The organism is Bacillus yapensis (assembly GCF_005280205.1).
Taxonomy (GTDB): Bacteria; Bacillota; Bacilli; order Bacillales; family Cytobacillaceae; genus Robertmurraya; species Robertmurraya yapensis.
Genome location: NZ_SUND01000024.1, coordinates 32,966 through 53,477, shown reverse-complemented (window position 1 = coordinate 53,477; position 20,512 = coordinate 32,966). Strand labels below are relative to the sequence as shown.

Here is a 20,512-nt window from a genome sequence, read left to right as displayed (position 1 = left end):
AAACCATCTTTCAGCTTTCGAACATGAGTTCAAAAGCATTATCCGGTATTAGCTCCGGTTTCCCGAAGTTATCCCAGTCTTACAGGCAGGTTGCCCACGTGTTACTCACCCGTCCGCCGCTCAAGCATATTGAAAGCAAGCTTTCAATATGCAAGCGCTCGACTTGCATGTATTAGGCACGCCGCCAGCGTTCGTCCTGAGCCAGGATCAAACTCTCCAATAAAGAGTAAGATTAGCTCTTAAATAAAACTTTAAATTAAACTAACGTTGACGTATGATTTGTTTAGTTTTCAAAGTACAATAATGATTTTTCACGAAAGTGAAAATATCATTCCTTTGTGTTTTCTCAAAGAGAAAACATCTCGTTCATCGCTCAAAGGCGACTTTTTAATATTAGCAGAAATGACTTTCTGCGTCAATATCTTTTTTTAAAAATCTTTTATTGTCTGTCGCTAGTCTTAGCGGCAACAGATAATAATATACCACGATAATAATTTCGAGGCAACACTTTTTTTCGAAAATCTTTAAGAAAAATAAAAGAGAGCAAATCTGCTCTCTTTTAACATATTAACGATGACGCATTAATGGGAATAATAATACATCACGAATCGATGGTGAGTTCGTTAAAAGCATTACTAATCGGTCAATACCGATTCCTAATCCACCTGTTGGAGGCATTCCGTATTCTAATGCTTCAATGAAATCATCATCCATCATATGAGCTTCGTCATTTCCCTGCTCTCTTTCTTTTAATTGAGCTTCGAAGCGTTCTCTTTGATCGATCGGATCATTTAATTCAGTGAAAGCATTCGCATGCTCACGAGCGACGATAAATAACTCGAAACGATCTGTGAAGCGTGGATCTTCTTCATTTTTCTTCGCTAGTGGTGAGATTTCTACTGGATGTCCGTAGATAAATGTTGGTTGAATTAGCTTTTCTTCAACCTTTTGCTCGAAGAACTCATTGACAATATGTCCATATAACATAGAATCCTTGATCTCGACTCCGTGTTCTTTGGCAAGAGCTCTTGCTTCTTCAACGGTCATTTCCTTCCAGAAATCCGCGCCTGTATATTCTTTAACAGCGTCTACCATATGAAGTCTTTTCCATTCAGGCTTCAACTCTACTGTATATTCGCCGTACTGTATTGTAGTCGTTCCTAATACTTCTTGGGCAATATGAGCAATCAGATTTTCCGTTAGGCTCATAATATCTCTATAATCTGCATAAGCTTCATAGAGTTCAATCATCGTAAATTCTGGATTATGTCTTGTTGACACTCCTTCATTACGGAATACACGTCCAATTTCATAGACCTTCTCTAAACCACCTACAATAAGACGTTTTAGATGAAGCTCAATCGCAATACGCATATAAAGCTGCATGTCTAATGCATTATGATGTGTAATAAATGGACGAGCCGATGCTCCACCGGCGATCGCATGCATCATCGGAGTTTCTACTTCTAGATAACCATTGTTATCTAAATAACGTCTCATCACTTGAATAATTTTGCTTCGGGTAATAAATGTAGTTCTGCTTTCTTCACTACTGATTAAATCAAGATAGCGTTGACGGTATCTTTGTTCCACATCTTTTAGACCGTGGAATTTATCTGGTAGCGGACGTAAAGCTTTCGTTAAGAGTTGGAATTCTTGAACTTTAATAGAAAGTTCTCCAACTTTCGTTTTAAATAGAGTACCGGTAACACCCACGATATCTCCTAAATCTGTACTTCCAAAAAGTTCGTACTGTTCTTCGCCAACAGCGTCTACACGAACGTAGATTTGGATTTGTCCAGTTAAGTCTTGTAAATGAGCAAACCCAGCTTTTCCTTTACCACGTTTAGTCATGATGCGGCCCGCAATTGTTACTGCAACATTCTTTTGCTCAAGCTCTTCTTTTTCAAGACCCTCATAAGCCTCTGTGATCTCACTTGTTAAATGAGAACGCTCAAAACGTTTACCAAAAGGATCAAGCCCTTTTTCACGTAAATCGTTCATTTTTTCTCGTCTAACTATCAATTGGTCATTTAATTCTTCCTGACTCATATTCATCATCTCCATTACAGCTATGTATTTCAAAATGATAATTGATTAAGGTACGCACATAAATACAAAAAATCATACTATACTATTTTACACAAAATATGTGAAAGAGACACCTATTACGTAATTTAAATAGAATAAAAAACTGCCAGTAATGACCGGCAGTTTTCTTTTCCATCATAATGAAAGAAGCTACAGAAGTCAATCGCTAAACCAATTGGGCTTGACTTAGCTCTTTTGCCTCTTGCTCTAAAACAAGTTCATTTAATAAATTCACAAGTTCGTCTCTCGTGTTACATAAATTAACCGCATTACGCGCTTTGGCATTTCCTTTGATTCCTTTTAAATACCAAGCTGCATGCTTACGCATTTCACGAACAGCGACATATTCACCCTTTAAAGCAATTAAACGATCAAGATGAAGAATACACACAGCAATTTTTTCTCTTACTGAGGGCTCATCGATAAGCTCCCCTGATTCCAGGTACTGAACTGTACGATAAATCATCCACGGATTACCTAATGCCGCTCTTCCGATCATGACGCCATCACAACCAGTTTCCTCTAACATACGCTTAGCATCCTGAGGTGATTGCACATCACCGTTTCCGATTAACGGAATATTAATCGACTGCTTTACTTCACGGATGATGTCCCAGTTTGCTTGTCCCTCATATAATTGAACGCGCGTACGTCCGTGTAGAGATACCGCACTTCCGCCTGCTCGCTCAACCGCTTGGGCATTTTTCACAGCATAAATGTGTTCCTCATCCCAGCCCATGCGCATTTTTACCGTAACTGGCTTGTCGACATTGTCTACTACCGCAGAAACCATTTCATAGATTTTGTCGGGGTCAAGTAACCACTTTGCACCTGCATCACATTTTGTAATTTTCGGTACTGGGCACCCCATGTTTATATCAATAATATCTGCATTTGTATTCTTATCGACGAATTTTGCCGCTTCAACCAGCGTATCTTTTTCACCACCAAAGATTTGGAGGCTTAATGGATTCTCTCGTTCATCAATATATAACATATTCATTGTTTTTGCGTTTTTTAAAACAATCCCTTTATCGCTGATCATTTCAGCACATACTAACCCTGCACCAAATTCCTTAACAGTTAGACGAAAGGCTGAGTTACAAATGCCTGCCATCGGCGCTAGGACCACTTGGTTCTTCATTTCGATATTACCAATTTTAAGCACTGAATATCTCCTTCCAACCACACTATTCTTCTGGTGGCGTTAAATCATCTATACTAATCTGTAGTATTTCAGCAACCTGTGCCACAAGCTCCGTTGTTGGCATGCGATTCCCTCGTTCTACTTCTCCTAAAATAGAAACTGATACACCTAGCTTTTCCGCAAAACCTTCCTGCGTAAAACCTTTTAGTTTGCGAAAAGCGCGAATACGTCTTCCCCATTTTTCTGCTTCCATATCCGTACTCCCTCTCTATCAGATATTTTATCTAAACAGTTCCGTAAAGGTTGGTTCGTCCTTGGTAGCTTCTCGTCCGGACTAATCTCTAGGAGTGGAATTAATACAAAAGCTCTTTCTTGCATTCTTGGATGAGGAACAAAAAGCCTATCTGTTTCAATATTTTCTTGATTATACAGTAGAATGTCAAGGTCTATGACTCGCGGTCCCCATCTAATTATCCTTTTTCTCCCAAGACTATGTTCGATTTCTAAGCAACTATCCAGTAATTCTACAGGTGTCAAAGCTGTTTTGATCTCAATTACCATGTTTAAAAATGGATCTTGTTCCGTATATCCTACCGGATCTGTTTCATAAATAGATGAAGCTTGTACCAAATCGATATGAGGATGTTCATGTAACAGAGTTAAGCAATCACCAATATTTTGATACCGATCACCGATATTTGTTCCAATCGCAAGAAACGCTCGATTCATAAATTATCTACTCCTTGTAATCTCCACTGCAACTGACTCGTAATGGCCTGGGATTGGTGGATCTGGCTTTATCACCTTGACCGTACAAGCAGCCGCTCTTGTAAACTGAGAAAGACATGTGTCGGCAATTTTTTCAGCGACCGCTTCTACTAGCTTAAACGGTTCCCCTTCAACAATCTTCTTACATACCTCATATAATTCTCCATAGTTTATAGAATACGTAAGGTTATCCGTTTCCCCAGCTCGTCTCAAATCGACGTTCACCACTAAATCGACGATAAATCGTTGTCCTAAGCGATTCTCTTCAGGAAAAACTCCATGATAGCCATAGAACTCCATTTTATTTAAATAGATTTTATCCATGAATCTGTCCCTTTCCAATAAGAATGTCCATCATTTTCGCCATTCTACTTACTTCCTTCACATCGTGAACACGGACAATTTGGCAGCCTTTCTGAATTCCGTAACAGATAGTAGCGGCAGTTCCTTCTGCTCTTTCATCTACCGGGAGATTCAACGCTTGTCCAATCAGTGATTTTTTCGAAGTCCCTAAAAGGACTGGGTACCCGATGTCGACAAGCTTATCCAAATGCCTCATCATTTCGATGTTCTCAGAGAGATCTTTCGCAAAACCAATGCCTGGATCTAAAATAATCTTATCATCCTTCACCCCTGCATTCTTTACGATCTGGATACTCTCAAATAAATCATTGACGACATCACGGTAAAAATGGCTATAATCACGATTATCACGGTTATGCATTAAAATAATCGGAACGTTAAAATTTGCAGCAAGCGTAGCCATACGAGGGTCTGCTTTTGCGCCCCATATATCATTAAGAATATGAGCACCCGCTTGAAGTGCTGCCTCTGCCACGGCAGATTTATATGTATCGATGGAAATCGGAGCTTGAATTTCCTTCGAGATGGCTTCAATCACCGGAGCAACCCGTGCGATCTCTTCCTCATCCGAAACTCTTTCATAGCCTGGTCGCGTTGATTCACCGCCAATATCAATAATGTCAGCACCAGCTTCCACCATTTGCTTAGCACGAATGACCGCTTGTTCGATCTGATTGTATTTCCCACCATCAGAAAAAGAATCAGGCGTTATGTTCAATATCCCCATAATTAACGTCTTATTACGATAGTCTAACGTGTACGGTCCACATTCAATCCTTTGATTTTGTAATTCTGACATTCTTATCCTCCAAAACTTTCGCTTTCGTTTATTGTAGCATTTTAGAAGTCATTTCTAAAACCTTTTGAGGACTAGGAAAACCCGTAAAAAGGAGCGACAATGAAAAGTCCTTGATTTCCCCTCATAAGGGTAAGCGGTAAACTGCGTGACAACTTCATAAAACAAAAAAAGCAATAGTCAACCGACTATTGCTCCTCGCACAAATATATCATTACTCAAAAGAATATAATGGTGTACTTAAGTAGCGTTCTCCGTTACTTGGGATAATCGCTAATACTTTCTTCCCTTTTCCAAGCTCTTTTGCCACTTTTAGTGCAGCTGAAATCGCAGCTCCAGAAGAAATACCACCTAGGATCCCTTCTTCTTTTGCAGCACGGCGAGCATATTCAAATGCCTCATCGTTCGTGATTTGAATTACTTCATCGTAAACTTCTGTATTTAATACAGTTGGTACAAACCCTGCTCCAATTCCTTGGATTTTATGAGGGCCAGGCTTTCCACCAGATAAAACTGGAGAATCAGTTGGCTCAACCGCATAAATTTTGATATCAGGATATGCTTCTTTTAGTACAGAACCAGCTCCTGTAATTGTACCACCTGTTCCGATTCCAGAAATAAAGGCATCAAGCTGGTCACCGAATTGCTCCACAATTTCTTTACCTGTTGTTCTTTTGTGTACCTCTGGGTTCGCAAAGTTTTCAAATTGTTGAGGCATGAAATAACCGTTTGCTTCAGCAAGTTCAGTCGCCTTACGAATCGCTCCACCCATTCCTTCAGGCCCTGGAGTTAATACAAGCTCTGCTCCATAAGCACGAAGTAAGTTTCTACGCTCCAAGCTCATCGTTTCAGGCATGACAAGAATCGCTTTATAGCCTTTTGCTGCAGCGACCATCGCTAAACCAATTCCTGTATTACCGCTCGTTGGTTCAATGATTGTATCTCCAGCTTTCAGCTTTCCTTGCTCTTCTGCTGCTTCGATCATCGCCAAAGCGATACGGTCTTTTACGCTGCTTCCCGGGTTCATGTACTCTAATTTCAAATACACATCTGCGCTGTTTTCATCAACAAGACGATTTAATTTTACAACTGGCGTTTGACCTACTAATTCTGTAATTGAATTGGCTATACGTACCATTACGACACCTCTATTTCCGAGTATTTTTATTGGATTAATTCAAATTTATCAATCCCAGCCTAAATTGTCAATCATTTTACATTAAAAAAACTGAATATTTTTCATTCAAAAAATCTTCACAAAATCAACAATTCAGGCTCCTTCTAATCTAGTAAAAAACACGAGCACAAGCCCGTGTTTTCATCCCTCATTGTTCACCGTAAAACCAGTCGACTTTCACTTCATTCCAAAAATCTTCTACAGTCGAATGCCCTTGCATTTCCTCTAGAGCAATCACTCTTCTAATTTCATCCTTCACTTCTTTAAAACCATATTTCTTTCCTTCAATACGCTCATGTAGCAATGCGATCGCATAACCTTCTTCGACTTGAATCGGCTCACTCCATTTGTCTGGCTTCAATTTCTCGATTGCCTCTATGTATTTTGGGGGCAAATACTCATCGTCTGCTCGAACGAATCCCAGATCGCCACCCTGACTCGCGCTAAATTCATCAATCGACATTTCCATCGCCAATGTAGAAAAATTTGATCCTTGTTCCAATTCCTTGACCGCTTGTTTCGCTTCATCCAGCGTTTTTACAACAATCTGTGAGACATGATAGGAAGTTGGTATGTTATATAGACTATTGTTTTCCTCGTAATAAGCTTTTAATTCAGCTTCTGGAATTTCAACATCCTTTGTTAAAATCTCTTCTAACAGCAAGCTTGCTTCGATTTGCTTCCGCCACTCTTCTTCACTTGACGCCTCTGTTGAATTCCCATACATCGTTTTGACTAAAAGCATTTCCCGATCAATCGCTGCTTCGGACACTTTAATATCGTATTTTTTCGCCAACGACTCAACAACCTTTTGATCGATAAGCTCCTTGAGTACATCCTTACCATATCTTGATTCCATGACATTCAGCCAGTCTTGTCTCGTGATTTCTTCTTTGCCTACCGTTGCAACAACCTCACCTGAACCAAAGCCTGTCCCCTGTTTAGTTAGAAAAAAAGCAACGGTTAGACAATTGATCAAAATAAGGCCAGCGATTATCAACCATAGCTGCTTTTTCTCCAACTTTTTTTCCAAACCGATTCTCCTCCAAAAATTGATCTGAATCATGGTCTATTTTGCTTCCTCTATTAAATTTTCTAATTCTTCTTTTGTGTACAGATAGGTCTCATTACAAAAATGGCACTGTGCCTCTGCTTTGCCATCTGTTTCGATCATATCTTGGATCTCTTCTTTTCCAAGGGTCACAATCGCGTCAGCAAATCGCTCTTTTGAGCATGAGCATGTAAAAGAAACCGGTTGTGTTTCAAGAAAACGGACATTCCCTTTGCCTAGCACTGCTTCTAAAATTTCTTCTGGCGTTAGTCCTTTTTCAATCAACTTCGAGATTGGCGGGATTGTTTTTAATTGTTCTTCAATTTGAGTAATCGTTTCATCCTCTGTCCCTGGTAATAACTGAATAATAAATCCACCAGCAGCAAGAATTGTATTATCTGGGTTCACTAATACACCTACACCGACAGAAGATGGAACTTGCTCAGATTTTACAAAATAATAGGTGAAGTCTTCCCCGAGCTCCCCTGATACAATCGGAACTTGCCCAGTGAAATAATCTCTTAAACCTATATCTTTAACAACTGATAGGAAGCCACTTGTACCCACAGCTCTTCTAACATCAAGTTTCCCATGTTCATTCAAATCAAAGTGAACTTGAGGATGGGTTACATAACCCCTTACATGTCCCTTCGCATCCGCATCAACAAGAATCGGACCGAGTGGGCCATCTCCCTCCACTTTGACTGTTAGCTTTTCTTCGCCCTTCAGCATAGAACCCATCATCACTCCAGCTGAAATGGATCGACCCAGAGCAGCTGAAGCCGTTGGCCATGTTTGATGGCGTCTTTGTGCTTCTCCTACCGTTTCTGTACTACGAACAGCATAAGCACGTACCTGGTCATTATAGGCCAGTGCTTTTACTAAATAATCACTCATTGTTTTGCCCCTTTCAAGATGCATTTCATTAGCTGTATTTAAAATATCCTCAAGCCTAATACAAGCTTATTTCTTTATCGTTTCCATGTTTCGTTTATAAATGAGCTGTAGACCTTTTAATGTTAAATAAGGATCGACAATATCAATAACGTTTGTTTCTTTAGCAATCAACTCAGAAAGTCCACCCGTTGCAATCACCTGTGGGGTTTCTTTACTCTGTTGCTTCATTCTTTTCACAATCTCTGTCACTTGACCTACATAACCATATAAAATGCCTGCTTGCATTGCCGCAACAGTATTTTTCCCGACAACACCTTCAGGTGGTGGCACAATTTCAATACGAGGAAGCTTCGCTGCCTTTTGATAAAGGGCCTCCGTAGAAATATTCACGCCTGGCGCAATCGCCCCGCCCATATATTGCTTATGTTCATTTACATAGCAATACGTTGTCGCTGTTCCAAAATCAACGATAATCAGCGGACTACCATATTCATGAATCGCAGCGACGGCATTCACGATACGGTCTGCCCCCACCTCACGCGGGTTCTCATATTTTATATCTAACCCTGTCTTAATTCCCGGCCCTACTACAAGTGGCTTAATATGGAAATAGCGTTCACACATTCTTTCTAACGCTAACATAATCGGAGGAACGACTGAGGAAATAATAATTCCTTTAATCGCAGAAAGCTCTAGCCCTACATGGTCGAACAAACTTTTAATCACAATGCCATATTCATCTTCGGTTTTATTTCGATTGGTTTCAATTCGCCAATGGTGCTTCAATTCATCTTTATCATAAACGCCAAGAACCATATTTGTATTACCAACATCAAAAACAAAAATCACCCGGATCACCACTTTATCTAAATTAAAGGCACAACATTCATATTCTGCCAACATTTTAACACAAATAAAGCCATTTTTCGCAACATGTTGCTTTAATGGAATGCGGAAATCTCGCCAGAAAGACAAATTCCTCATTCTCACAACACAAAAGGTGCCCCATATTTAGGGCACCTCATTCATTTACTCTTTTTTATCTTCATCAGTTGAAGTTGGCGGAACCTCAAAACCATCATCTGTTTTTCCTAAATCAACAGCTTCAGGCTTCTCTGTGCTTTCCTCATCCTTCTTGACGCTGATATTTACCTTAACGTCGTCATCCGTAGATGTCTTTCGTTCAGGCATTGTACCATGGTCAAACAAATGTTTGATTTGTTCAGCAACTAATGTTTCTACTTCTAATAAAGTATTTGCGATTAAATCAAGTTTGTCACGGTTCTCAGTGAGGATAGTTCTCGCTTTTTCGTAGCATTCTTTAATAATGCGTTGAATTTCTAGATCAATTTCATAGGCAATTGCATCTGAGTAATTCTGTTCATTATGAAGGTCGCGACCTAAGAACACTTGACCACCTTGTGGTTGACCAAATTGTAACGGTCCTAATTTATCACTCATACCAAACTCAGTAACCATTCGACGTGCAAGGGCTGTTGCGCGTTGGAAGTCGTTATGTGCACCTGTACTTACTTCGCCAAATACAATTTCCTCTGCAACACGTCCACCTAGCAATCCGACAATCTTGTCAAGAAGCTCAGGCTTCGTCATAAAGTAGCGGTCTTCTTTCGGAAGCATTACAGCATATCCACCAGCTTGACCACGAGGTACAATTGTTACCTTATGAACCATATCTGCTTCTTCTAAGACAACACCAATGACAGTGTGGCCAGCCTCATGGAAAGCAACAATGTTTCTCTCCTTCTTGGAGATTACCCTGCTCTTTTTAGCTGGACCTGCAATGACACGGTCTGTCGCCTCATCGATATCATCCATATCGACTTTTTTCTTATTTCGACGAGCGGCTACTAACGCTGCTTCGTTTAATAAATTCTCTAAGTCTGCTCCAGAGAAACCTGGTGTGCGAGCAGCAATAGCTTTTAGATCAACTGATTCATCTAACGGTTTATTTCGAGCATGTACTTTCAATACCGCTTCACGTCCAATAACATCTGGACGGTCCACTGTGATTTGACGGTCAAAGCGCCCTGGACGCAATAACGCTGGGTCCAAAATATCTGGGCGGTTTGTCGCAGCAATGATGATAATTCCTTCATTTGCTCCGAAACCATCCATTTCAACAAGCAATTGGTTAAGAGTTTGCTCACGTTCATCGTGACCTCCACCAAGACCAGCTCCACGCTGACGACCAACCGCATCAATTTCATCAATGAAAATAATACATGGCGCATTTTTCTTCGCATTTTCAAACAAATCACGAACACGGGATGCCCCGACCCCAACAAACATTTCAACAAAATCAGAACCACTGATAGAGAAGAACGGTACTCCCGCTTCCCCTGCTGCAGCGCGAGCAAGCAATGTTTTACCAGTCCCTGGAGGTCCAACAAGGAGCACCCCTTTAGGAATTCTTGCACCTAGTTCTGCGAACTTTCGAGGATCCTTCAAGAATTCAACAACCTCTACAAGCTCTTGCTTTTCTTCATCTGCACCCGCAACATCTTTGAAGCGGACCTTCTTCTTTTCATCGTTGTAAAGCTTAGCTTTACTCTTACCAAAGTTCATAACACGACTTCCGCCGCCTTGAGCCTGGTTTAATAGGAAGAAGAATAAGATGAAAATAATGATAAATGGAATAATGGAAGTGAAGAAGGTTACCCAACCACTTGTTTCCTTAGCAGGCATCACTTTTACTTCTGACGCTGCCGCTGCTTTATCCACTTCTTGTAATAGCTGTTCGCTATTCCATACATATGTTATAAAGGTCTTTCCTTCTTCATAACTTTCAAGGCTTCCTTTTACTTCATATACCCCTCTTTCAGGTTGAATGCTGAGTTCCTTTACATCACCTGCTTGTAAATGGGTAATAAATTCATCATAAGACATATCTTCTGTCGGCTCATTATTTCCATTGAAGAAACTTACAACACCAATAATGACCAAAAATATCAGTAAATAAAAGATGGTATTGCGAAAAATGCGATTCATCCCTTACCTCCTCCCACGGTAAACAACTATACTAACTAGTATCATAGTGATTTATTTGAAACCAAGGATTTTCCTTTTTGATAAATCCTTAATTTTCAAGCGTGTCTATGCCTATATTTTATAATAGGAATTGAAAAATAATGTTATTATTTTACGCTTCTTCTTTCGTCGTATATACCTCTGGTTTTAAAACACCAATATATGGTAAGTTACGATACTTTTCTGCATAATCAAGTCCATATCCTACAACAAAGGCATCAGGAACATTGAAGCATACATAATCAGCTTTGATATCCGCTTTTCTTCCAGTTGGCTTATCAAGAAGTGTGACGATTTTGATGGACTTCGCCTTACGATAGCGGAATAGTTCCACTAAATAACTTAACGTTAGACCACTATCGATGATATCTTCGATAATTAAAATATCGCGACCTTCGACAGAAGTATCTAAATCCTTAATGATTTTCACTTCACCTGAAGACACAGTAGAATTTCCATAGCTTGATACATCCATGAAATCCATTTCTAAATAGGCATCCACTCTTTTTAAAAGGTCACCCATAAAAGGCATGGCGCCCTTTAGAACACCAATCGCTAATGGGAAAGTATCCTGATAATCTTCAGTCAATTGCTTTGCCATCTCTTTAATTTTCGCTTGAATTTCCTCTTCAGTAATTAATATTTTTTCAATATCATTTTTCATGTTTTGCTGTGCCCCCTAGAAGATCATTGCTTATATACGTTAAAAGAATTATTCTTTGACTCACTTCATAATCACGAACCGAATAAAGATTCGATTTTTTTAGCCCTGGAACCCAAATGATCTGGTCATTTCGGTCGGTGACAATGGGCCAACCATTCCGCATATGTATCGGAACCTTTTCATCGATAAAAAGATTCTTTAATTTTTTCGTTCCATTCATCCCTTTAATGGTCATCCGGTCCCCGTTTTTACGAGTACGAATCACCAAAGGTAGAACATCCTCCTCCATATAAAGGAGAATTTGAGCAGGACTAGTAATTCTCATTTCTTCACCATGGAGAACTTCCATCATTAGTATGTCTCCATTTGGCAAAAAAACTTCTCCAGGCTTACTCATCTCTAGATTATAGGATGTTTGATTTGTTTGTATATGGAATTGAAAGGAGCATTCCTGATAGGAACGAACTACCTTTAACCCATTTGGAAAATCTAATGTTCCTGAAGGATGAGGACTTTTTAAAATAGAAAAAATCTTTTCAATATGTATGGCGGATAATGAAGCAGGTCTTACCTTATAAAGATAGTTTAATATTAGTTGAATCCCTCTTCTTTGTAAAGGCAAAGGCATTAGATTAAATGCTTCAATATCAATGGAAATTCGCGCATCCCTTTTCTCCGTGATAACCGATTTCAAACGTTCTTCTGTTAGCTGGACAAGAAACTCTTCATCGCTTTCTAGCTCCTCGCTTAACCGTTGAAACTGCTCATGAACCTGCGGATTTTCTTTTCTTAAAAAAGGAAGAATGTATTTTCGAAATCGATTTCGGCTATACACATCCTTTTCATTGCTCGGATCTCTTCGCGGTTCTAATTGATGAAGCAGGCAGTACTCCTCAATCTCTTCCCTGTTTAAACAAAGAAAGGGACGTACAAGCACTCTGTCGTGGAATATTCGTGAAAAAGGAATTCCAGCTCTAGCTTTCCCAGCGCTACCTCTTGTTAATCGCATTAAAATCGTCTCAATTTGGTCATCACCATGATGTCCAAGAGCCAGAGTGGACAGGTTGTATTTATCCATCACTTGTTGAAAAAATTCATACCTACGCTCTCGAGCAGCGACTTGAGAGCTTAACCCTGTTTTCTCCATATAGTCAGGAATATTCATTTGTGTCATTTCAAAAGGAATTTTTCTGTCTTCACAAAAACGTTGGACAAAAAGAGCTTCTTCTTCTGATTCTTTCCCTCGAAACATATGATCAACATGGGCAGCATAAATCTCTACATTCCATTTACCTTTTTGACTCCACAAAAAATGGAGAAGTGCAAGCGAGTCTGGACCACCAGAAACCCCTACTAAAATACCTATATTATTAATAGGGAATTGCCTCTTTTTAAGGAAAGCCTCTACTTTTCTTTCTAACATATTTTTCGCTTCCTTCTAAAGCTTACTATTCACTATTAAGCTTACCACTAATGAAGATCAAATCAAAACAATTCACATGAACGTTTCCGCAACTAAAAATAAACACATAATCTTCCTAGGTAGAGTACGTATGACACCTTCATTTTGTTTCAAATTTTTGCAGGTTTATTTTCACTCCAAAATTATATTCCAAATATATAGAGAAAGTAGAGTACAGATACAATCGTCACTATTAGAGTCGTTTCAACCCAGCCTCCCTTTCTTCTTTTAGACGGTTTAGGCGAATATCTCTGAGTTTTAACACTGATTCTGGTTCTTTGCTGTGGTGCGGGCGGAACTACAGATTTCGCCTGACTCCCTATTCCTTGGAGTATGTCCATTCTCATTTGTTTTGCCGACTGATATTTCCCTTGAAGCGCATTTAATATGATGTCTTCATACTTTTTTAATTCTGGCTTTTGTTGAATCATGCTTCTTAGCTGGTTCAACCCTCCTGTTGTCTTATTAAATCGTTTTGGATAGGCCATATTGATCATAATCATACCTACAGCAAATAGATCATAGGTTGGTTCTGCTTTTCGTGACCCCAATCCCCAATACCCTCGGTCATAAAACTCAGTGAATTCTTTAATCGCTCTCCCCTGGATCGTGGTGCCGCCGACATCAATACAACGAATTCGCGGTGGTGGGCCCATCACAATTAAATTTTCCGGCTTCAAATCACCAAAAACCCAACCTTGCTTATGTAAGGTGTCAAGATCAGAAAGCAATTGGAGTACAAGAGCTTCTGTCCACCCATTTCCTTTCTGTTGGATAAAAGAGAGCAAATCCGGACCCTCAATGTACTCCATTACATAAAAGGAGATTGTATGATTTCTTTGAACCCAATCGTCTACATCAACTAAAGAAGGCCCCAGGGATGACCCTTGGACCTTTGCGAAGGATTTGAGGACATTGACCTCCGATATAATCGACATTCCGTTGTCGCTCATTTTAAGCGCTACCCTTTGATTATGAAATTGTGCCAAATAAACAATTCCGTTTGCCCCAAATCCTAATTCTTTTAGTATCGTATAACGATGATGGTGCCATTTCCCTTCGATAATTGTCCCTGGACTAACCTTACATAGATTCTTCAAAGTACTGTTCATCATCACGAGATAATAGACTCCTTAGAGAACGTTTTTTCTTAAAATAGGCACAAGCTTCACGAATAGCAGGACCTGTAGGTGTAATCCCACCCGTTGTCAGCTTAGGGAAAATGCTTGTTAATGATTCAAGCTGTGGTGTCCAGTCCAGCAATTTTTCGACATCTTTCTTTTTCCCGGGAAATACAAATACACCGAACTGATTATTCCCCGAGCGGGCATTAAGGCTCAAAGACAGGTCCAATAAGGCTTCTTTGACGGTCGGAAGTTTATTTTTCATGCTGGCACTTGTATCGACAAGAATCAACACGTCCAAATTCACAGTTTCACCAAGCTCATCGACAACTTCCATGACTTCGCCTCTTTGTTCTGGCGGCAAATCCTCAACCGACTTCGAATCACCAAGGATTTGTCGAAGCTCTTTATTCACCACACCTTGTAATGTTTGCGTCATAGCCTTTCTTGTTACCATTTGCACGGTTTGAGATAATTTTTGCGCATAGACAACCTGACTGACACCGCTACCTGACATCGCTATGCCTTCTATTTCCTTCATTCCTTTTTCATCAATTGTATCGTGCTCCATCACTCCAATCACATTCACTGTTATGCCTTGCTCCTTTGCCAGAGCGGCCATCGCAATCGGATCTTCCCCTTGATTTGAGCAGCCATCCGTAATCAATAAAATTTGCTTGATCGTTCCTGGATTCATCCTTTCTCCTCCTCTTCACAGGTTGTTACCATTTTCGTCACATAGAAGAGGAAATATACATAAAGAAACGGATTAGTTTACTCATTATTAAGGGATTCTATTCTCGGCTAATGCCCCCTTAATTCGCTTTTTTACGATATTTATTAATTGGAATTGTGGCCCACTTCGGTGTATTATGCTTAATTTTCGTAACGACGACCGTCATATCGTCTTCAATTGCGTTTCGCGAGCGAATAACCTCCTCCATAATCAAATCGGCCACTGCCTGTGGATCATCTGTCGCAAGCTCACTTATTTTCCGCTTCATCCATAAATCATAATTCTCTACATGCTTAGGTCCTTCAAACACCCCATCACTCATCATGATTAATAAATCGCCAGCTTTTAGCTGCTCGTTCACCACCTCTACCTCAAAATCCTGTAAGATTCCCATCGGCAAATTACTAGCCTGAATTTTTTTCACAGTATTGCCTCTTTTAATGAAGCTCGGGATTGAGCCTACCTTCAAAAATTTTGCGGAGGCATTCTGCAGGTCAATCATCGCCAAATCCAAAGTCGAGAAGATTTCATCCGTTGTACGTAGCGACAAGATCGAATTGACCGATTTAATGGCTAGTTTCTCTTCAATTCCAGTTTGAAGAATTTTTTGTAAAAGTTTCAATGTTTCATTACTCTCAATATGAGCCCGCTCACCATTTCCCATCCCATCGCTTATGGCGACCGCGTGCTTCCCACCGTTCAACGTGATCATCGAATAGCTATCTCCCGATACAAACCCTCCATCCTTCGCCGCATGAGCAACTCCTGTTTCAACTGTATAAGCCTTAGCAGAGCGGAACGTAACGTGACAGAAACCATTTGGGTAAGCTGCACATTCTTCCGAATTCACAATAATCGTTTCTCCTAAAATATCTGAAAGCATTGGAGCAATAAGTTTCTCGCACTCTCCATGTCCATTACAGTATGGGATTGTCATATCAATGTCGACATTGCCTTGCTCCAAGCTATAAATTTCTACATGTTCAATATGAACTCCAAATTCTTGAAGGGATACGTAGATTTGTTCTTCCTGATGATGATGGTTATCTCGTTCTCTTTGAATCTCCTTCGCGAAATTCCCCATCACCGTCGACACCCCTAGCAACTGATCTGCTACAAGTCTTCGACTCTCCTGCACTTGTTTCTTAAGCTTTTGATTTGCTTGAAAGAGCGTAAGTTCTTGTTGAACGGTATTGATTACTTTCTGCGACTTAGAACAATGCTTATTCCATTCGCGCGAAAGCTTAGGAGAAATTTGTCCATCATTTTCATCCATTTCATGCATAATGTCTTTCATATATTCATAGGTTGTATTAAAGTTCCTTGCCCAGCAATAATCTTTCTTAAAACACATTTGGCACGTTTTTTCCGTGACATTGCTAAGAAAATAATCAATATCCTTCGAATCGCGATCTTGCCCTTCATTCAATTCATCATAGGATGCAAAGCTATTTGAAAGCGCTTGAAAAACGGATGAAAACTGTTCGACTCTTTTTGCTGTAACATCACGCATTTTCCTCATATAGTGTTGCTGTTCTGCTGCGTATTCTGATGTTCCAGGAATGAATTTTGCCAATTTTGAGGTCAAGCTTTGCGGCGTGAGTAAGAATAACAAGATGGCTGCTGCCGATTCTAATAGACTCTTATCGAGATTCGCACTTCCATCTCCGTACATCCCAATAAGTAGAGTAGAAATGAAAAGACCAATTGCCACTCCAATCTTTTTCCCTTCTTGTAAAAGCCCACCTAATAAGCCGGAAAAAGCAAGCAGACTCATATGATAGAAGCTAGAAACATTGGCCAAACTAAAAATAAGACCTGTTACAACACCTACGGTTGAGCCCACCGCAGCTCCTGCTACTAAAGCAAAGACGAGAACTAGGTAACGTGCCATGACATGCTCCAACGATAAATCATATATGGACCAACCAATCGTTCCGGTCATGACAGAAGCGAGCATAATAATAAGACATACTACTTCTTCCGTTTTCAATGTTTGTCTTCTCTTATTCGTCAAGATTAATGGGATACTCTGTAGAAAGATTAATGTCAGGATAAACCCTAAGCTCGCTTCAACTCCCGCCATCATTCCCTCATAGAGAGAAATTTGCTCCGTCATAACGAAGATTTTTGCTAGCTTACTAAGTAGAATGGTAAAAAAAACAAAGAATGGTAACGCCCTAAATTCATTTTTCAACCAGTTAAGAGCAATACGATAAAAGATTAGGAAAGCGAGCGAGATACTAAATGCGTATACCGCATCTACAATTGTATGAGTGGCAGCTCCTGCTACCAGACCAAGTAATGTAATTGGGGTGCGTTCTCTCTTCAATAAATAGACAGCTGCAAAAAACGGAAGGATAAATGGGGTTAATGTTGACAAAATTAAAGCTCGACCAAGCAAGAATCCGATAATAAACAGGATATATCCTTTCTTTAAAAAGAAGGTGTCTAGCTTTAACTGGAGCTTTTTCATCAAACCAGATAAGTCCAGTCTTGTTTTTCTATTTAAATTTAAACCACCGACAGACTCAATGAGCATCCGTTCTACCTTGTCCATAAAAATTCCACTCCTCACTTTTTAATGTAATCGACATCATAATGACATCAAAACGGACTATTATCACGTTCGTTGTAGCAATATCTGCATTAGCAAATATTCAAAAATCGAACCGTTCCAATCATCCGTCTCTCGTTTCATATTTAAACATTATGAAATTTAATAGTTGTTGCTTATTATAAGGAGGATCATTTCAGAAGTTTGTCAAAATTATGGACAAGCTTTTATTTTTTGTTCGACTGATTTCATGTTTATCCACGAAAAGGAAACAAAATGCAGCCCCGTATTCGCAGGAATCAGGACTTATGCATCGTTCACAATTAGAGATTTTGCTGATTTATAAATGAATTACAGGTCTAAAATACTATATTTTACAAGGCTCTTATCGCAGACATTGTTTATTTTCTTTCGAAAAAAACTTGTTGCTTTTGAATCGTAGATTGGCATACAAATTTCCTGTTTTACCTAAAAAACATATGAGAGAAGCGAAAAGTGCCGTGCAAAAATGATGTGTGTCTCTAAATCCAATAGAGAGTGTAAATGTCGGCCTTAGATTTTTTTCAAAGAAAAAAATTAGGACATTTACGAAAAAAACCACAACCATTGCGAAAACAGCATTTTGCAAACAAAAAAAGCAAGTCATGTAGACTTGCTTTTACGATAGAAAAAACTAAATATATATTCAATTCAGCAGCAAGTTAGCCTCTTCTAGCGCCTCTTCCGCCACGCTTTGATTCTGTGTTACGTTTTAAAGAAGATAGGCGGTCTTCACTATCCTTTAAGAACCGAGCCATTTTTGATTCAAAATTTTCTTTAGGAGCGCGGCTATCGTTCGTTCTTCCTTGACGAGCACGTCCTCCCTGACCTCTTGAATCTCCACCTCTAAAGCTTTTTTCAGGTCTAGCTGGTCTTTCAGGTTTATCTATTGCCTTCTTAATGGAAAGACCAATTTTCCCATCCTTCTCAACGTTGATGACCTTCACCTCAACCTGGTCACCTACTTTAAGATGGTCATTGATGTCTTTTACATAATTGTCTGCGACTTCACTAATATGGACAAGTCCTGTTGTACCCTCTGATAATTCTACAAACGCCCCAAAATTAGTAATGCCTGTTACTTTTCCTTGTAACTTGCTGCCTACTTCGATTGACATAAAAAAATTTTTCCTCCTTAAGAATTTAAGAAATCTTACTTGGGTCAACTTCCAATAAATATAATAATAACGAAATTGATCACTACTATATATTATACAGAATAGGAAAAAAGAGTGTCAATAATACAAGCTATTCGGTTGTTTTTTCCTTTTTTTCCTTTGTTGGGATATTAAAAATAACTTCTCCCTCTTCTGAAAGGAAATAATCCTTACGAGCAAGCTTCGCGATGTACTCATCGTCGTTTAATTTTACAATTTCTTCCTTTAAAATCTTCTCATCTTTCTTTAGACCAGTAAGCTCAGCGTTTAACTGTTTTTGTTCCTGCTTAATTTCATCTAAAGAGGAGGCCTGCGAAATGAGGGTGGAAATCATAAAATACGACATCACTCCAGCAAAAAGGAAGAAAACAACTAATCTACGAATTAAGAGTTTTTTTCTTCTTTTTGCCCCAATTTCATTTCTTTCTTGCTCTAAAGCATAGCCTGACTGTAATTTTGTTACACTGCGATTATTCATTGCACCCACTTTCGCACCCTCCTTTACTTTTTATATTTTTTCCACTTGGAAAGTAGTTTAATAATGATATTCTTTGTTTTTTGGAAAAATCCTGCAAATTTATTATATAACTTCTCGAGCATTTTTTTAATCTTTTTCGGCAATAAATTCCATAAAAGAATCATTAGCCACCCAAATGGCTTTAAAAATACCCTTATAACAGATAATAAGACCTTGCAAATCCATTTCACAAGGGCATAAAGTCCCTTTCCTAACATAATTATTAAAGAAATTATCGCGAGGACGATAGAATAGATTGGTTTATAGATCAAAAGGTGGAAAGCTTTGACGAAAAACCGATAAATAGAGATTACCATCGAAATGACAATCTCTAGTAATCTTAAGTATCCTCGTTTCAGTAGACTTTGATAGGCTGCAAATCCACATAATAGGGCTAGAAAAATATAAAACCTTAATTCTCCTTTGTTAACTAGGAACAAAACATAGAAAATAGATAAGCCTTGAAGGAACCAGAAAAGGATGTCGTTTATGAATACCAACCAGCTTTGTCGCTTGGATCTTTGCAAAAAACGGTTGTATGTATCGAGGGCCGCTCCAAAATAGCTTCCCATCCCGATCATCGCGATCATGGTTAAAAATTGCGTCGAAAGTGTCATCGGAACAACTTGCTAAAGAAGCCTTTAGCCTTCTCCCCATGCTGGTCATCAAGGTAAACAAGATCATAGATTTTCCCCTTAATAGACACGATTCCTTTGTCAACATCAAGGTTCTTCATTTGTAGATTTTGACCCTTTATCGCTAAGAAGCCCATCACCGTTTCAAGGAGAAATTCTTCATTGTCAAAGCTCTCTACTTGCTTTACTCCTGTTATATCTAGTAGTCTTCTTCCCCTCATGATAATATCATGTTCTTGTACAGGGGCTTTTGTTGTATTCGTATCGTAATATTGGCTCATTT

20 protein-coding genes and 1 rRNA gene are annotated in these 20,512 nt (G+C 39.3%); all 21 read right to left on the bottom strand.

The annotated features are described in order from the left end of the window. Positions 1-223: ribosomal RNA gene (locus tag FAR12_RS21585) — 16S ribosomal RNA — on the bottom strand; the annotation flags it as partial. A gap of 344 nt (positions 224-567) precedes the next feature. Beyond that, complete coding sequence (gene lysS, locus FAR12_RS21580; RefSeq protein ID WP_170972290.1) at positions 568-2,061, bottom strand: lysine--tRNA ligase; 1,494 nt, start codon at positions 2,059-2,061, stop codon at positions 568-570. A 196-nt stretch (positions 2,062-2,257) separates the two neighbouring features. After that, positions 2,258-3,259: a tRNA dihydrouridine synthase DusB gene (gene dusB / locus FAR12_RS21575; RefSeq protein ID WP_126410825.1), complete on the bottom strand. Its 1,002-nt coding sequence runs from the start codon at positions 3,257-3,259 to the stop codon at positions 2,258-2,260. 22 nt (positions 3,260-3,281) lie between these two features. Further along, a complete protein-coding gene (locus FAR12_RS21570) occupies positions 3,282-3,491 on the bottom strand; it encodes a helix-turn-helix domain-containing protein (RefSeq protein WP_126410824.1) in 210 nt (69 codons plus the stop codon). Then, positions 3,443-3,967, bottom strand: coding sequence for a 2-amino-4-hydroxy-6-hydroxymethyldihydropteridine diphosphokinase (gene folK, locus FAR12_RS21565; RefSeq protein WP_126410823.1), 525 nt, complete (start codon positions 3,965-3,967; stop codon positions 3,443-3,445). The genes FAR12_RS21570 and folK overlap by 49 nt, the downstream gene beginning before the upstream one ends. 3 nt (positions 3,968-3,970) lie before the next feature. Further along, positions 3,971-4,330, bottom strand: coding sequence for a dihydroneopterin aldolase (gene folB / locus FAR12_RS21560; protein WP_126410822.1), 360 nt, complete (start codon positions 4,328-4,330; stop codon positions 3,971-3,973). After that, positions 4,323-5,168, bottom strand: coding sequence for a dihydropteroate synthase (gene folP, locus FAR12_RS21555; protein WP_126410821.1), 846 nt, complete (start codon positions 5,166-5,168; stop codon positions 4,323-4,325). The genes folB and folP overlap by 8 nt, the downstream gene beginning before the upstream one ends. Before the next feature lie 211 nt (positions 5,169-5,379). Then, on the bottom strand, positions 5,380-6,303 hold the full coding sequence (gene cysK, locus FAR12_RS21550) for a cysteine synthase A (protein WP_126410820.1): 924 nt from the start codon (positions 6,301-6,303) through the stop codon (positions 5,380-5,382). A 187-nt stretch (positions 6,304-6,490) separates the two neighbouring features. Continuing rightward, positions 6,491-7,375 (bottom strand): peptidyl-prolyl cis-trans isomerase, encoded by an 885-nt coding sequence (locus tag FAR12_RS21545; protein ID WP_246010472.1) that lies wholly within the window; start codon positions 7,373-7,375, stop codon positions 6,491-6,493. A 36-nt stretch (positions 7,376-7,411) separates the two neighbouring features. After that, positions 7,412-8,290, bottom strand: a complete 879-nt coding sequence (hslO, locus tag FAR12_RS21540; protein WP_126410819.1) for an Hsp33 family molecular chaperone HslO — start codon at positions 8,288-8,290, stop codon at positions 7,412-7,414. Positions 8,291-8,356: 66 nt separating this feature from the next. After that, positions 8,357-9,139: a type III pantothenate kinase gene (locus tag FAR12_RS21535; protein ID WP_170972289.1), complete on the bottom strand. Its 783-nt coding sequence runs from the start codon at positions 9,137-9,139 to the stop codon at positions 8,357-8,359. A 180-nt stretch (positions 9,140-9,319) separates the two neighbouring features. Further along, positions 9,320-11,299, bottom strand: a complete 1,980-nt coding sequence (gene ftsH, locus FAR12_RS21530) for an ATP-dependent zinc metalloprotease FtsH (RefSeq protein ID WP_126410818.1) — start codon at positions 11,297-11,299, stop codon at positions 9,320-9,322. Positions 11,300-11,450: 151 nt separating this feature from the next. Then, positions 11,451-12,002 carry a hypoxanthine phosphoribosyltransferase gene (hpt, locus tag FAR12_RS21525; RefSeq protein WP_126410817.1) on the bottom strand — a complete coding sequence of 184 codons (552 nt, stop codon included), beginning with the start codon at positions 12,000-12,002 and terminating at the stop codon, positions 11,451-11,453. Beyond that, on the bottom strand, positions 11,992-13,425 hold the full coding sequence (tilS, locus tag FAR12_RS21520; protein WP_126410816.1) for a tRNA lysidine(34) synthetase TilS: 1,434 nt from the start codon (positions 13,423-13,425) through the stop codon (positions 11,992-11,994). Before tilS ends, hpt begins: the two co-directional genes overlap by 11 nt. A gap of 182 nt (positions 13,426-13,607) precedes the next feature. Then, on the bottom strand, positions 13,608-14,579 hold the full coding sequence (locus FAR12_RS21515) for a serine/threonine protein kinase (protein WP_126410828.1): 972 nt from the start codon (positions 14,577-14,579) through the stop codon (positions 13,608-13,610). Next, positions 14,548-15,285: a vWA domain-containing protein gene (locus FAR12_RS21510; RefSeq protein WP_126410815.1), complete on the bottom strand. Its 738-nt coding sequence runs from the start codon at positions 15,283-15,285 to the stop codon at positions 14,548-14,550. Before FAR12_RS21510 ends, FAR12_RS21515 begins: the two co-directional genes overlap by 32 nt. A gap of 118 nt (positions 15,286-15,403) precedes the next feature. Next, positions 15,404-17,884 (bottom strand): stage II sporulation protein E, encoded by a 2,481-nt coding sequence (spoIIE, locus tag FAR12_RS21505; protein WP_126410814.1) that lies wholly within the window; start codon positions 17,882-17,884, stop codon positions 15,404-15,406. A gap of 698 nt (positions 17,885-18,582) precedes the next feature. Continuing rightward, positions 18,583-19,038 (bottom strand): S1 domain-containing RNA-binding protein, encoded by a 456-nt coding sequence (locus FAR12_RS21500; RefSeq protein ID WP_126410813.1) that lies wholly within the window; start codon positions 19,036-19,038, stop codon positions 18,583-18,585. A 130-nt stretch (positions 19,039-19,168) separates the two neighbouring features. Then, on the bottom strand, positions 19,169-19,564 hold the full coding sequence (locus tag FAR12_RS21495; RefSeq protein WP_170972288.1) for an FtsB family cell division protein: 396 nt from the start codon (positions 19,562-19,564) through the stop codon (positions 19,169-19,171). Positions 19,565-19,578: 14 nt separating this feature from the next. Further along, a complete protein-coding gene (gene yabQ, locus FAR12_RS21490) occupies positions 19,579-20,211 on the bottom strand; it encodes a spore cortex biosynthesis protein YabQ (protein WP_126410812.1) in 633 nt (210 codons plus the stop codon). Then, on the bottom strand, positions 20,208-20,510 hold the full coding sequence (gene yabP / locus FAR12_RS21485; protein WP_126410811.1) for a sporulation protein YabP: 303 nt from the start codon (positions 20,508-20,510) through the stop codon (positions 20,208-20,210). The genes yabQ and yabP overlap by 4 nt, the downstream gene beginning before the upstream one ends. Positions 20,511-20,512: the final 2 nt, after the last annotated feature.

Excerpts from the sequence above, each read along its gene's own strand:
- FAR12_RS21500 (WP_126410813.1), bottom strand. The coding sequence starts at position 19,038 with ATGTCAATCGAAGTAGGCAGCAAGTTACAAGGAAAAGTAACAGGCATT.
- cysK (WP_126410820.1), bottom strand. The coding sequence starts at position 6,303 with ATGGTACGTATAGCCAATTCAATTACAGAATTAGTAGGTCAAACGCCA.
- hpt (WP_126410817.1), bottom strand. The coding sequence starts at position 12,002 with ATGAAAAATGATATTGAAAAAATATTAATTACTGAAGAGGAAATTCAA.
- folK (WP_126410823.1), bottom strand. The coding sequence starts at position 3,967 with ATGAATCGAGCGTTTCTTGCGATTGGAACAAATATCGGTGATCGGTAT.
- tilS (WP_126410816.1), bottom strand. The coding sequence starts at position 13,425 with ATGTTAGAAAGAAAAGTAGAGGCTTTCCTTAAAAAGAGGCAATTCCCT.
- yabQ (WP_126410812.1), bottom strand. The coding sequence starts at position 20,211 with ATGACACTTTCGACGCAATTTTTAACCATGATCGCGATGATCGGGATG.
- FAR12_RS21570 (WP_126410824.1), bottom strand. The coding sequence starts at position 3,491 with ATGGAAGCAGAAAAATGGGGAAGACGTATTCGCGCTTTTCGCAAACTA.
- spoIIE (WP_126410814.1), bottom strand. The coding sequence starts at position 17,884 with ATGGACAAGGTAGAACGGATGCTCATTGAGTCTGTCGGTGGTTTAAAT.
- hslO (WP_126410819.1), bottom strand. The coding sequence starts at position 8,290 with ATGAGTGATTATTTAGTAAAAGCACTGGCCTATAATGACCAGGTACGT.
- folB (WP_126410822.1), bottom strand. The coding sequence starts at position 4,330 with ATGGATAAAATCTATTTAAATAAAATGGAGTTCTATGGCTATCATGGA.
- ftsH (WP_126410818.1), bottom strand. The coding sequence starts at position 11,299 with ATGAATCGCATTTTTCGCAATACCATCTTTTATTTACTGATATTTTTG.
- FAR12_RS21515 (WP_126410828.1), bottom strand. The coding sequence starts at position 14,579 with ATGATGAACAGTACTTTGAAGAATCTATGTAAGGTTAGTCCAGGGACA.
- lysS (WP_170972290.1), bottom strand. The coding sequence starts at position 2,061 with ATGATGAATATGAGTCAGGAAGAATTAAATGACCAATTGATAGTTAGA.
- FAR12_RS21510 (WP_126410815.1), bottom strand. The coding sequence starts at position 15,285 with ATGAATCCAGGAACGATCAAGCAAATTTTATTGATTACGGATGGCTGC.
- folP (WP_126410821.1), bottom strand. The coding sequence starts at position 5,168 with ATGTCAGAATTACAAAATCAAAGGATTGAATGTGGACCGTACACGTTA.
- yabP (WP_126410811.1), bottom strand. The coding sequence starts at position 20,510 with ATGAGCCAATATTACGATACGAATACAACAAAAGCCCCTGTACAAGAA.